Genomic DNA, 13990 nt, shown 5'->3' with positions numbered 1-13990 from the left:
AGAATAAGCCCGTTTAGTGTTGATGCGCCAGCCAACGCGGGTTCGCAAGCGAACCACGCCCAACATCATCCAGTTTACTAGGCTAGCCTTGTTTCAGTGCAGCCAGCGAGAGCACTTCGTCATACTGCGGCCAATCTTCCCGCGCCCGCTTCAGTACCCCCTGCATCAATTCATCCAATTCGGGTATGGGTTGCTCAGGCGGCAAGCGGTCAAATGGCGCAGCCATCAGCGGATGATCTAACACGGGATTCGCGAGCCCTTCCCATTCGCGCAAACGAAAGAGCAGCAAGATTTCAACCGGTACGCGCTCCAGATGCCAATCCGAATTAAAATCATAAAACTTCTTCAACGTATCTTTTCCGGCTTGGTGAGTATGCCGATCACATGCAGCCAACAAGCAAGGAACTAGAGCCTCTGGGTCAGGATTGCGCCAATGCTGGAGCAGCGCTTCATAAATTGGTTCATCATAAGCATAGTTTGGCCATTGGTGAGACACATCGCCCACCCAATCGGCAAACAAGCGCAACATGAAGGCTTGGGCTCGACGATGCTCTTCGGTGTATTGAAGCTCCAGTTGATAGTCACGATTTAAAGCTGCATGCGTTAAATAACCTTGATAGATGACCGACTCTTTCCAACCTAATATTGCCATCGCCGCCATCATATTGGCGGCGGTTTGCATGCTGAACATTCTTAGACCGCGGTTTGGATGATCCAGAAATATAATATCAAATTGTTGATGCCAAAAAAACTCTTGCCTTATACCCACACGATAATAAGTTAGCCAACCAGCAAGACTTGCGAGCCAATCAGGGTTCTCTGACGCGGTTGCCAAGACCTGATGGGCTTTGCTGCGCCCTAGACGAGCAGCAGTATAGTTAGTTACGTTTATGTTATTGGGCATTTCTTGAGCCGGAGCACTATCTTCCCGTGTTACGTACTCGCGGATATCACCAAATTTAAATTTTTCACCATTACTTGCTACATCAATGTCATGGATTCGTTTCAAAATTGTTTTGTACTTTACCCATTTGGGGTTAATTTCGATTCTGTCGCAATCCATCATTTTTTCGGCCATGATTCCACCCTAAATTGTGTTTTTCCTGAAGCCCCTGGCGCTGGCACACCGACTTTGACTGTAATGCCTTTTACGTCTGCACCTTTACCTATCGCTTGTTGTAATTGAATTGCCAATGCTTCATTTTCAGCTGCGCCGCCGATATTCTCTTTATCAAGCCATCCACGAAGTCTTTGTAGTGGATCACCCGCCGCATTCATCGCCTTATCCACACCATTTTGTGACGATTTTGCGTCCATCACCACCACCGTGATCTTATCGCCGTTGATTGACACCAAACAACCATCGCAACCATGCCCGCTGCCATTTTGCAGAGGCTTAAATGTCAAGCCGGTTTCCTTATGTAGCATCTCGATGGCGAGTTGTTCACCCAGCTTGCCATCCTGTCTCAGCATGGTGCTGGTTACCTGCGGACCATCTATCGTTTTTCCCAGTAGGCCGTCAAGTTTAGTGAGACCGTTAACCTTATTAGCAACGTTGGCTGCTTCCTCCGCCTTCTTCGCAAGTTGAACTGCATCCAAAGCGGTTTCAGTGGCCTTCCCTACATTTTTAATCGTTCCTGCACCGCCACCAATTGGCAAACTAGCGACGGTTTCTCCGGTTATCCGACCAATTGTTTCAACATCACCCCGCTCGTAGGCCTGAGCCAGTTTCTCGCGCTTTTCTGGCGTCATTGCACCCAATAGATAAGGCAAATTCTCCAGATCAGAAACATAATCCCATGCCGCACCTGCCCCAGCCTTGAGTTGCGTTTGAGCTTGCGGATCGCCAAGTAAGGCTTTAAATGCCGTTTTAGCACCCGTATAAGCACTTTCAACGCCATCAACCATTGATTGGCCGTAGCCTTTAAGTATATCGCTAGCATTAACACCGCCCATACTTTGCTGCGCAAGAAGCGTAGCTTCAGCTTCTTTTTCTTTTGTAACAAACGTCAAAGAAGTATCGGCCAGTAAGGAAGTTGAACGAATATAGTCTGCCGCAACTTTACGTACGTCCTGCCGGATTGTGTCGCACTGTGGTGTTTTAATATTAGTGCAAGCATCTAAAGCAAGATTTGTTGCGTCATCTTTCTTTTTAAGTGCTTTCGTTTCTTGTTCACACTTGCTATCGCATTTACCTGAGAGCTTCAGTCGAGTGAGTTGCTCTAGTTGTCGGCGGCACTGGCGTTTGGATCTTCTAATGTGGCTTTCGCTTTGTCTGCTTCTTTCGCCCGATTCGCAATAAACGTGCTGGTTTCATTGATAAACGCCTTCGTCACCGTAAAGGCTTCTTCCACCTGCGCTTTATCAAAGTTATTGTTGAGTTTGCCAGCGGTATTGCCAGTATCACGATTCAGGCTGGCGACGGTTTCTTCTGCGGTTTAGCCATTACGCAAAGCCCAGCATGTTGCTGGGCTTTTGTTGTCGATGTGCCTACTAACCTTAAGGCAAAAATCCTAAAGGTGGCTTTGGTCCATGCGTGTTTTTTAGTGGTGGCAGTTTTGGCATCAACGAGTGTTGGTGTGCCAATAGCTCCGACAGCTCCGGCTCCTTCACTGCTGCTTCAATGGCGGTTTGCACATTAAAGCGCAAAGCACGGATACTGGTCGAACGGCTAACAAGCTGGATTGCCAACTCTGCAGGGAGCTCTGGTGTGAAATAAGCTTGGACTCCCATTTCTTTTAGTATCCGTTGATACATTTCCTGTAGCAGTTGCAGCATCATGGCTTGATTAGGGCGTCGTATTTCGATTTGCTGTAGTCGACTCAGTAACGGCGAGCTCAGACAACTCGGATCATTCGCCGTCAAAATAAAGCTAGCATGCGACAGATCCAAACTGGGCAAGATGAAATTGTCTTGGAATTCTTTGCTGTTTTCAGGTTCAAGCAGCATCAACAGTAAATCTTGCAAACCATGGTCTTGTCCTGCGAGGGCTTTATCCACTTCTTCAATGACGATCAGCGGGTTTGCTACGGGAGATTCCGCCAAGAATTGGGCGATACGGCCGGGAGCGGCATTGTGCCAATTACGAGAGGAGCCAACTAACAACATCCGATCACCGTTGCCCGCGAAGTCGATCTTGTATTTTGGTAATCCCAGTACGGCGGCAATTTGGCTGGCGAGCCAACTTTTTGCATTACCAGGCTCTCCGGTTAGCAGTAACGGCCTAAAGCCCAGTGCTTTACCACCCAGTGCACGAAGTTTGGTTTGCTCTTGTACCGTATCAAGGACATGCCGCAGATGACTCCCCTCCCCTAACTGAGTCGACCATTGCTGCACGCGTAGATAGACCGCTTCGGTTGCAGGTAATAAGGGTTTGGGTTCAAGTAACGGTCGAAGCATGTCCTGCTGAGGTGCGGCTAATGAGGCGATCTGTAATTGCAGCTGAGTGACATCGGTCAGCTGGACCGAATGGGGAGTGTTGTTCGGTAACGGATGGTGCTGAAGTTGCAGTACTTGGCTTTGCCAATTTACAGGCAACTTTGGTCGTGGAATGATGATATCGATATAGGGATCAGCGACGAGATCTTGGTAAGTAACCTCTGACAGATCAAGATGGCGAATAAATGCCAGGGTTCGCCCTCTTCTAGCCCGAGCAACATCATCTGGGGGGATATCAGACCACTCATGTAGATCAAGATATGAATCAATGACGATGAAGTATTTATAGTATTGATAAGACAACCATCGGCATGCACACAATTGCTCAGATTCAGGTTCTGCCGCTAAATGAAAAATCCTCGTCTTCATCGGTAAATTCGGATTACTTTGCGACAATAGTCCTTGCAGGGATGCATACCATGCAGGTGGCGTTTGAATGAACTGGCCATCCGGTAACCAAGCATCCATGAATTCCACCATTTCGTCATGGTAGTCATCAGGTGGAAACTCAAGATCAAGCATCTCGGGGGGTTCGGGTTCGTCCATGCTCAAGAGACTAAGGAGTCGTTTGGATAAGTCAGGATCTTGTTTAGCCATAGTATTAATCATCCAAGATAATTTGCTCTGCAAAATAGCTCGACATATAACTTCATCGATCTAGTAGAATCAGAAGATCATCGCAATCTGCAAAAGCAAATTTCGGTCTCCTAGAGAACATAATTACTGAACAAATCACCTTTGGCAAGATTTTTTGATCTACAGGAGATCTTTATGACCGGAAAAACAACATGATCAAGTGCCACTTATCAAAAATACTGGGCGAACGTCGACTCAAAATTAGCGACCTAGCACGAGATACCAACATCAATAGAGGCACGTTAACTAGGCTTTACCATGAAACAGCGGAGCGCATTGACTTAGATGTACTCGATAGTCTGTGTCGATATTTGAATTGTCGACTTGATGAATTGCTTGAATTTGTTGATACCGCAGAAGTACATGACGCCACTCAGGAATGAAGCTGTTCGCCAATATGCATTCGGCAAAAGCTTGAGAGCCAAAGACCGCATACATGATCAAATACAGATCTGTTCTGTGTGATTGGCTGTCCGCTTCAATATGGGCCTGAAACATTTAAAGCGCGCGCCAATAAATTTCATTTATCGTAATACTAAAGAAAGACAAAGACCAAGCAACTAGTGCAATTGCGACGGGGATCTTAATTCGAAATTATTTCCCCGCTACGAAAACCCCAGTTTTCGTAACGATTGCCAAAGATTTCTAACGAGTTCATAACGATTTCGGCCTATTTCGTAACGATTTCGTGAAATTTTGAACTTAACGTACTCTCTTCGCGATGCCGCCATGCATTAAGATCGAAACCCGAAGAATGGGATTTGTAAGGTAACGATGTCGACCTCACAACATCTTCATGCAGCCTAGGCCACTCATATTTTGAAAATGATTAATACACTTTTTTGTATTGAACTGACGCGGCCAAGCTGAAGATTACCCTTGCACAAGGTAAAGATATGTATCCCAAAATCTAGAGCCTCACCCATAACAAGATGGAGAAATGTATACATTCATATTCGTCAGAAATTTCCTGTCGCCAAACAGCTGAATATACCCAGTTGATTGGCTACGTTTACACGTCAAAAATGCTCCCCCATTTCAGCTAAGATAATGATAAAAAAACTAGGGTTACGCGTCTTCATACAGCGCCATGTTCGCGATAGTTCATATAATCTCGGTTATATGAACTTAGGCCGTTGAGGGAAAACGGATAATTACCCCTTCAGATGCGAATGAAACTAGCTGATCAATTTGAATCGAACGCATGATTCAGGTCGAAATTTGCGTGGCTTGATGGCATGGTCACAGAGCGGAGTCTGCGACTGCAATTGCCCCGCCCAGCGCATGAAAAACCCTAGTCCTCTCTAACTAAAACTATAACAAGATGGAGATTTGTATACATTTTCAGATTTTCAAATTTAAGCGGCTGATTTCGGCTGCGACACATAGGTTTTGACTGTCCGCAATGACCGAGGTGTCGATATAAGGGCTAGGAAAATGAAAGGCAGCTAATCATCAGGTTGAATCGACCCTAGAACAGTAGACGGTTTTGTCCGTTAAGGCCGATGTGTCGATGCCGACGGGTAAAAAATGAAAGGCCGCTAACCACTAGGTTGCGGCCTTCAAACTTTTTGCTTCACACCAAAGCTACTCGGCCTTAGCAGAACTTCGCGGTAAACTCGAAAAAGTCACGAAACTTGCAGCGTCGATTCATACGTGCCTTCAAATTATCTGCGCGCAGCAATTTTTGCCAATCGTAGCTGCAAATTGGCTCTCTTGCTAAGAATGCACCAACACTTCTTGATCCTGTTTACGCCGCCAAACTGCCATCAATTACGCCTTGATTGTGAATTAGCGATCCATCTTTGCGCCATTGACCAAGCCCACCACTTTTCATGAGAACAAATCCAAGACGGCGGCCAGATACAGCCAACTTTCATGCGTACGAATATACGTAATGTCGGTGACTCAGAGCAGATTGGCCATCCGACATAAAAACCACGCAGGCGAAGGTAACCCCGTGCAACTTCTGGTGCCGAAGTTGATTCCTTGCTTGACTTGTTTGATTTTCGTCAAATAACATCAAAGAAATGTTTGGACACCATTTTCCTGGCTGCGTGAACTGTTTTATTTGCTAACACTTGATGCCGCAATTTTGGTTAGCGCACCTAATGATCAAATTAAGAAATGCAATTGTGGGGAACGCAATGAAAGAGGGTGGACGAATGATGGCAACTTGGCGCTGCGCGGTGAGTGAAGAGTATAAGCAAGCCCTATCAAAAATTTGTGATTGGATACTGCGCAATGTGTTGCGTGCACCTGTCATGCTACTGGCAATGCTGTCTTTCTTTAGTCAGTTGAGTAGCGCGGTGGTGCCTGATCCAGGGTGCTCGTTCACAATTTATGCCACAACCTCGAGCCTTGTGAATTACCAATTGAAGGCGCCCATGCTGGGCAATTGCGACCCCACTTTTTCCGGGATATTTACTGCAGTTCCATCCGAGGCGCACGTCATGCCGATCTCGACGACGTTCGGCGCGCAGCTCACGATTAACGATAGCTCCGGATATTACACCGCCAACAATGCCTATCTGTTTACCTATCAGCCCACAGCAATGACAGGAACAGACACTGCAACGTTTTACGCCTATAACGCGGCATTAACGAATTATCAGCAGAACACGGTGACCATCAATGTGGTGGCGCCTGTGTCTTATTCACCTGCCAGCCCGCCTGCCGGCCAAGTGGGGAGCGCATACAACCAATCTCTGGCCAGTGCCACCGGCGGTACGGGGTCCAAAACCTATAGCCTTACCTCTGGCAGTTTGCCCGCGGGCATTACCCTTGCCAGTAATGGTACCTTGTCCGGTACGCCAACAGCAGGGGGCTCATTTAATTTCACCGTTACCGCAACAGATAGCAGTGGTGCCCCAGGGCCATTCACCGCGACCAGTTCAACGTTGACGTTGGTTATTGCTTCTTTGGTCTATACGCCGGCCAGTCCTGCCGCTGCAGCTGTGGGTACTGCGTACAGTCAATCTGTTGCTACGCCTATCAGTGGCGGCACCAGTCCTTATACCTATGCGCTTGCCTCGGGAAGCTTGCCGGCTGGTATCTCGCTGGCTAGTAACGGTACATTATCTGGCACCCCCACCGCGGGTGGTACATTCAATTTCACGGTCAAGGCGACCGACAGCGCGAGCGCCAATGTTACCAGCGGCTCGCTGACCCTGAGCGTGGCTGCGCCAACCATCATCTATGCTCCGGCCAATCCGGCTGGAGCTACCGTAGGTGCCGCCTATAGCCAATCCATGGCAGGTGCCAGCGGCGGTACTGCCCCCTATACGTATGCCGTGACTGCGGGAAGCTTGCCCGCCGGTATGTCGCTGACCAGCAACGGCACGCTGGCCGGCACACCAACCGCAGGCGGAACGTTCAACTTTACCGTGACTGCCACGGATAGTAGTACTGGTACCGGCCCCTACAGCCAGTCCAGTGCCTCGCGAACGCTGACGGTTGCTGCACCGACAGTTGCCTATGCTCCATCCAATCCAGCAGGTGGCACAGTCGCGGCCGCATACAGCCAGTCGCTGGCTGGTGCCAGTGGCGGCACTGCACCCTATACTTATGCGGTTACGGCCGGTAGTTTGCCGGCGGGCTTGTCGCTCGCGAGTAGCGGCACTCTTTCGGGTACACCAACGGCAGGTGGGACTTTCAACTTCACTGTGACTGCTACTGACAGCAGTACCGGCACTGGTCCGTATAGTCACAGCAGCAGCTCATTGTCGCTGAATATCGCGGGACCGACCATCAGCTACGCCCCCTCCAGCCCGGCGGCTGGTAATGCTGGGGTGGCATACAACCAATCTCTCTCCGGCGCCAGCGGAGGCTCCGCGCCTTATACCTATGCGCTAACCTCGGGCAGCTTGCCAGCTGGTCTGAGCCTGGCGAGCAATGGCACGTTGTCAGGCACTCCGACTGCCGCAGGCAATTTCAGCTTTGTCGTGACTGCGACAGACAGTAGCACTGGCACTGGCCCCTATACCCACAGCAGCAGCGCTCTGTCGTTGGCGATTGGCTCGCCGACCCTCTCGCTCAGCCCGGCATCCCTGACTGCTGCCTCCGTGGGCAATACGACCAACCAGACCATTACCGCGAGCGGTGGTACGAGCACCTATACCTATGCAGTGACTGCAGGTTCATTGCCCGCCGGCCTTACCCTGTCATCTGGTGGCGTGCTGTCTGGCACGCCGACAGGTGGCGGTACTTTCAACTTCACCGTTACTGCGACTGACAGCACCACCGGGACGGGCAGCCCATTCACCGGCAGCCGTGCATATACACTCACGGTCAACGTGCCAACTATCAGCGTTTCGCCGGCTTTGCTCAGTGCTGTGTCGGCCGGTACCACTGTCAGCGGTAGCATTACCGCCAGCGGCGGTACTAACACCTACAGTTATGCTGTCACCGCAGGTAGTTTACCGCCAGGGGTCAGTCTCAGTGCGGCTGGCGTGCTGAGCGGGAAAGCCACTGCGGTGGGAACCTATAACTTCACGGTGACGGCGACGGATAGCTCAACCGGCACAGGCCCCTACAGCGGTAGCCGTGTCTACGCCTGGACGGTAAACGCGCCAACGCTCACGATCAGTCCGGTTTCAGGCAGCAATTTGTCCGGTTCGGCTCTGACTGCTTACAGCCAAGCATTTGCGGTCAGCGGTGGTAATGGCCCATACACCTATGGCATTGTCATCAACTCAGGCTCACTGCCGAGCGGCTTGAGCTTCTCGACCAGCACTGGCGTACTGTCAGGCACGCCTACCACAAGCGGTACAGCCAATTTCACCGTGACAGCGACTGATGCAAGCACAGGTGCTGGTTCTCCCTTCTCCGTGTCTGGCACTTACACGCTTACCATTGGTGTGCCGACGGTGGTTGTGGCACCAGCAGGCAGTATTTCTAACCCAGTTATTGGCACTGCCTACAGTCAGTCATTCACTGCCAGCGGTGCGAATGCGCCCTATAGTTATGTCGTCAGTTCTGGAGTCTTGCCGGCTGGCTTGACATTGTCGGCCGGCGGCGTACTGTCGGGAAACCCCACACAGACCGGTACGTTTAGCTTCACCATCCAAGCGACCGATACCAATAGTTTTTCAGGAACGCGAGCTTACTCAGTTACGGTTGCTGCGCCAACCTTGACACTTACTCCAGCAAGTCTGCCAAATGGTAACCCCAGCGTATCATACAATCAGACTATCAGTGCAAGCGGGGGGAGTGCCCCGTACAGCTTTGCCGTCACGGCGGGTACTTTGCCAACTGGCTTAACATTGAACCCAACTACGGGCGCCATTACTGGAACGCCAACAGTACTGAACACGTTCAACTTTACTGTCACTGCAACTGATAGTACCACTGGTACTGGAGCACCGTTTACTACGGCGAACTCATACAGCGTAGTCATAAATATGCTGCCACCAGTAGCAGGAGCAAAAACCGCCAACACTCTAAGCAATACCCCTGTTCAGATTGATTTAGCTCCTGTGATTACGGGGGGAGTTCCGGCCAGTGCAGCGATTGTTGCCGCTCCAGCACATGGAAATGCAGTAATGTCTGGTTTTCAGGTGACCTACACTCCGACTGCTGGCTTTGTGGGTACTGATAGTTTCACATACACCGCTACTAATGCCAGCGGTACCTCAGCGACTGCCACGGTAACAGTCACTGTGGCTTCTTCGTTGTCTCCACCAATTGCAGGAACAGTAAACTTGACTTTTGCCGCCAATAGCAAAGCCAATCCGGTAACGCCAAATTTGAGCGGCGGCATTACAACCAGCCTAGCCGTGGTGAGCACACCGGCGCATGGTACGGTGGCAATTAATGGTACAAATATGAGCTATACACCGGCTGAAGGTTACTTTGGTGCAGATAGTTTTACTTATACGGCCAGCAATGCTGCGGGTACTTCTGCACCAGCAACGGTAAGTATTACCATACCTCAGCCGCTACCCGTGGCTCGTTCGCTTGATAAGTCAGTGACGCTCAACAGTAGCAACAATATTCAGTTGCCGATTGATGGAGTAGTTGAGAGCATAATTATCGTTACGCCCCCACTCCACGGCACACTGACTATCAGTAGCATGGGGAAGGGCGCAACGCAGGCAAACGCAGCCCCCTCAGCTATTGTGGGCCCAACAGTGTTGTATATACCGCAACAAGGCTATATCGGACCGGATAGCTTTGCTTATATCGCCCGTAATGCAGCGGGCAGTTCTGAAGTGGCTACAGTGTCTTTACAGGTTACTCCTCCGCCTCCGGTACTTGGCGCGGTGAATGGCGTTGTTCTTCCTGGCAAATCAATTGCTATGGATGTTACAGCTCAAGCTACAGGAGGCCCCTTTACTGGATTGCGCATCGTTACTCAGCCTGTTGTTGGTTCGGTCGTCGTTGAAGGCAATAATATCATCTACTCGGCGCCTGCTGACTATAGTGGCAAGGTATCGAAGATCTCGATTGGGTACGAACTGAGTAATGTCTATGGAACATCACAAGGGCTGGCGACTGTTACAATTGATGGACGCCCTGATCCAAGCAAAGATGCTGAAGTTAATGGCCTGTTAAATGCTCAGGCGGAATCAAGTCGCCGGTTTGCCGATGCCCAAGTCAAAAATTTCTCAAGACGAATGGAAAGCTTGCACACTGATGGTTGGGGCGGTGCTCAATTTGGACTCTCACTTGGCCCAATCAGTCTTAACGGAATAAGTCGTAAAGCTGCCAATACGAAAGACGTGAACAGTGAAGCTGCACCTGTAAGTAAGTGCCTAGACAAGAGCTCTGAGCAAAGTATTCACACCAAAAAGCCCCTTAGTCAGGCTACGTGCGACGATAATTTGCCTAGTTTGACTGATGATCGTAACGATTTGGGCTTCTGGTCCGGGGGGGGCGTCGATTTTGGTCAGCGTAATGCTGCTAACGGTCAGGAAGGGCATGGCTTTCGCACCGATGGGATTAGCATGGGTGCTGATTATCGTGTCAGCAGCTGGCTTAGCTTAGGTATCGGAGCTGGTTATGGTCGTGATGTCAGTGATGTGGGCAACAATGGCTCAAAGAGTAAGGCAAGCAACAGCGTGATTGCTCTTTATGGAACCTTGCGCCCCGCCGAAAAATTTTTCATTGATGCTTTGATGGGATATAGCCAACTCAACTTCGATCTCAAACGTTACCAAGCCGATATCAACAGCTTCGCAACTGGGACTCGTGATGGCAGACAGCTATTCGGTGCAATTATTGGCGGCTATGAGCTCCGTGGTGAGAACTGGGCGCTTTCGTCTTATGGGCGTTTGGATTCAATGAGTACGTCACTGGATGCTTATAGTGAAAATGCAGCTGAGAATGCGCTGTATTTTGAGAAGCAGACATTGCGCACTAATTCCGCGACGTTGGGTGCGAGCTTGCAAGGACGAATTGAGTTCTCATCAAGTAGTCTGCAACCACATGTTCGCCTTGAATTTCGCCATCACTTTGAGGGCTCTGATAGCGCAAATCTTCGCTATGCAGACCTAGGGATAAGCGGGGTGCTTTATAGAACCAACTTGATTCGAGCAGAACGAAATCAAGCAATGATTGAGATAGGTGCGAAGCTTTGCTTGAAAAATGATTTGTCACTCACAATTGATTATGATGCAAGTCTGGACAATAGCAGCGGTTATAGCCATTCCATTCGTTCAGGATTAGAGTTTTTGTTCTGATCCGATAATTGGAGAAGATGAGCAACTGGCCTATTCTTTAGTGGGCTTGTCCTTTGAAACGGCTTGCGGCGAAAAACCGCAAGTCGTTTTGTAGTGGCACACTGAATTTGGCCACCTGATTAGAGGTGCTATGCTGCACCTCGTAAGCAATTAGGTGACTCAATGAACAACAAAACCAGACCCACATTCACGCCTGAATTTCGCCTCGAATGCGCGCAGCTTGTGCTCGAGAAAGGCTATTCCGTTCGACAAGCCGCTCAGGCAATGAACGTCGGTAAATCGACCATGGATAAATGGGTACGACAATTGCGCGAAGAGCGCGCCGGTGTGATGCCCAAGGCGATGCCAATGACGCCAGACCAACTCAGAATCCGTGAATTAGAAAAGCGCCTCAAGCAGGTCGAGCTTGAGAAAGAAATATTAAAAAAGGCTACCGCTCTCTTGATGTCGGACTCGCTGAACAATTCACGATAATTGCTCAGCTCAAGCAGAGCTACGCTGTGGCACAGTTGTGTCGTACGTTTGAAGTCCATCGCAGCAGCTTTAAAGCCTGGAAGCACACTAAGCCAATTAGGCCAGAGCAGGTACAGCGCTTAAGCAAAGTACGTGAGTTGTTTAACGCCAGCAATGGCTCAGCGGGCTCGCGCAGCATTGCGACTATGGCCAGTGCACAAGGTGTCCAGATGAGTCGTTATCTGGCGGCCAAGTGCATGAAGCAGCTTGGGTTTAGCAGTTGCCAGCAGCCTAGTCATGCGTACAAAAAGACGGGGGGCGAGCACATTGAAGTGCCCAATGTGTTGGCACGACAGTTTGCCGTGGTCGAACCCAACCAAGTGTGGTGCGGCGATGTGACCTATATCTGGCTTGGTAATCGGTGGGCGTATCTGGCGGTGGTGATGGATTTGTTCGCCAGAAAACCCATCGGCTGGGCGATGTCGCTCTCGCCAGATAGCGATTTAACCTGCAAAGCGCTCAGCCATGCGTTTGAATCCCGAGGCCGGCCTAAAGGGCTCATGTTCCATTCTGACCAAGGTAGCCATTACACCAGCATCAAGTTCAGGCAATTATTATGGCGATGCCAGATTCAGCAAAGCATGAGCCGACGCGGCAACTGCTGGGATAACAGCCCAATGGAACGCTTCTTCCGAAGCTTAAAAACGGAATGGGTACCAGAGGTCGGCTACAGCTCATTTGTGCAAGCTGAGCGGGAAATATTGGACTACATGCTGGGCTACTACAGCCAGCTGAGGCCACACCACCATAACGGTGGTTTGCCGCCCAACGAGGCTGAGCGCAGTTATTGGCTTGGCTATAACAATGTGGCCAAAATTAGTTGACCACTACAATGTTGCCCGAAAAAAGAAGCAAGAAAGGTACAGATAGGACAGTACGCCATAGAACAATCCCATGCGCACTGGTAGGAAGCGCAGAGTGCGTATGACAATGCCAGGCGGCATGTCGTTGGAATAATTCATGAATAAGCTCCGTTATAGGGTGAGGTTGATCGTTAAATGGGTTAGCTTTGATCCGACATTCCAATACCTTGATGATCTGTTTGCCTGGTGTATCACTATGCTTAATCAGCAATTCGCAGGCACTGCACGATGGCAAATCGTAGAGGCGTCTTTTCTCTAGAGGCCTCTACATTCATTTGAACTTAACTTCATTACAGGCTTCCTTCGTTAACCAGTGATTGAAAATTCATCAGTTTGCCGTTCTGATCAAAATTACACTGGAATGGTTTTTTGCCCTGATTGCCCAAGTCTCCGGTGCCTTTGATTGCGTAGCCTGTCGAAGTTGCAAAAGCTTTACCGGTCTGAATGTACATCGGTTTGGTGTTAAATTGCCCGGCTGCTTCGCCTTTGCAATAGGCGGTCATATTTTTGGGCATGGCAGTGGTTTTCTTCGGCGCGGGGCTTGCGGCTGGCTGATCAAACTTGGCCTCCGAACACATGCCGTTGGCACCGTGCTTGCCGGTATAGCTCACGATGCGCGAGCCATCTGGATTGCTGGCAACGGCAATGCCTACACCTTGGCCAGTTACTTCAAAATAATTTTCATTCATCACTTTCAGTTTGGCTTTTTTGCCATTGATAAAGGCGTAGCCGCCCTCTGCGATATGCAGCTCAATCCCGGTTGGGCAGGTGTAATTCATAGTAGGGATTGCAGCTTGGGCTGCACCAGCAATCAGTAATGCACAGCTTGAGATCAGCAGTGGTTTGAGCATGATGTTA

The 13990-nt window shown here is 49.8% G+C and carries 7 protein-coding genes and 1 pseudogene; 3 read left to right on the top strand and 5 right to left on the bottom strand.

Translation table 11 applies throughout. The annotated features are described in order from the left end of the window. Window positions 1–82: 82 nt before the first annotated feature. The 3 genes from HZU75_RS14705 to HZU75_RS14695 form a co-directional block, all read right to left on the bottom strand. Window positions 83–1078: a hypothetical protein gene (locus HZU75_RS14705; RefSeq protein ID WP_228028092.1), complete on the bottom strand. Its 996-nt coding sequence runs from the start codon at window positions 1076–1078 to the stop codon at window positions 83–85. Further along, window positions 1063–2013 carry a hypothetical protein gene (locus HZU75_RS17500; RefSeq protein WP_228028091.1) on the bottom strand — a complete coding sequence of 317 codons (951 nt, stop codon included), beginning with the start codon at window positions 2011–2013 and terminating at the stop codon, window positions 1063–1065. The genes HZU75_RS14705 and HZU75_RS17500 overlap by 16 nt, the downstream gene beginning before the upstream one ends. A gap of 486 nt (window positions 2014–2499) precedes the next feature. Further along, window positions 2500–4035, bottom strand: coding sequence for an AAA family ATPase (locus tag HZU75_RS14695; protein WP_180306751.1), 1536 nt, complete (start codon window positions 4033–4035; stop codon window positions 2500–2502). Window positions 4036–4226: 191 nt separating this feature from the next. Between HZU75_RS14695 and HZU75_RS17820 the strand changes: the two genes are divergently transcribed. After that, window positions 4227–4457 carry a helix-turn-helix domain-containing protein gene (locus HZU75_RS17820; RefSeq protein WP_180306750.1) on the top strand — a complete coding sequence of 77 codons (231 nt, stop codon included), beginning with the start codon at window positions 4227–4229 and terminating at the stop codon, window positions 4455–4457. A gap of 1244 nt (window positions 4458–5701) precedes the next feature. Here the strand turns inward: HZU75_RS17820 and HZU75_RS17495 are convergent. After that, window positions 5702–5982 (bottom strand): annotated as a pseudogene (locus HZU75_RS17495) (DDE-type integrase/transposase/recombinase); the annotation flags it as partial. Between the two features lie 203 nt (window positions 5983–6185). Between HZU75_RS17495 and HZU75_RS14685 the strand changes: the two are divergent. Continuing rightward, window positions 6186–11756 carry a putative Ig domain-containing protein gene (locus HZU75_RS14685; protein WP_180306749.1) on the top strand — a complete coding sequence of 1857 codons (5571 nt, stop codon included), beginning with the start codon at window positions 6186–6188 and terminating at the stop codon, window positions 11754–11756. A gap of 162 nt (window positions 11757–11918) precedes the next feature. Next, window positions 11919–13093, top strand: a protein-coding gene (locus HZU75_RS14680; RefSeq protein ID WP_373279616.1) for an IS3 family transposase whose coding sequence is annotated in 2 segments (ribosomal slippage) — window positions 11919–12186 and window positions 12186–13093 — 1176 coding nt in all. Because the reading frame shifts where the segments join, the coding sequence is not laid out codon by codon here. Between the two features lie 329 nt (window positions 13094–13422). Here HZU75_RS14680 and HZU75_RS17490 read toward each other — a convergent pair. Next, a complete protein-coding gene (locus tag HZU75_RS17490) occupies window positions 13423–13983 on the bottom strand; it encodes a YsaB family lipoprotein (protein ID WP_228028090.1) in 561 nt (186 codons plus the stop codon). Window positions 13984–13990 lie beyond the last annotated feature (7 nt).

Source organism: Chitinibacter fontanus (genome assembly GCF_013423785.1).
GTDB lineage: Bacteria > Pseudomonadota > Gammaproteobacteria > Burkholderiales > Chitinibacteraceae > Chitinibacter > Chitinibacter fontanus.
The sequence above is the reverse complement of the archived record's forward strand: the minus strand, read 5'-3'. Positions and strand labels throughout refer to the sequence as shown.

What these genes read in the sequence shown, in the direction of transcription:
- HZU75_RS14705 (WP_228028092.1), bottom strand. Translation starts at nt 1,078, where the DNA reads ATGGCCGAAAAAATGATGGATTGCGACAGAATCGAAATTAACCCCAAA.
- HZU75_RS14695 (WP_180306751.1), bottom strand. Translation starts at nt 4,035, where the DNA reads ATGGCTAAACAAGATCCTGACTTATCCAAACGACTCCTTAGTCTCTTG.
- HZU75_RS17820 (WP_180306750.1), top strand. Translation starts at nt 4,227, where the DNA reads ATGATCAAGTGCCACTTATCAAAAATACTGGGCGAACGTCGACTCAAA.
- HZU75_RS14685 (WP_180306749.1), top strand. Translation starts at nt 6,186, where the DNA reads ATGATCAAATTAAGAAATGCAATTGTGGGGAACGCAATGAAAGAGGGT.
- HZU75_RS17490 (WP_228028090.1), bottom strand. Translation starts at nt 13,983, where the DNA reads ATGCTCAAACCACTGCTGATCTCAAGCTGTGCATTACTGATTGCTGGT.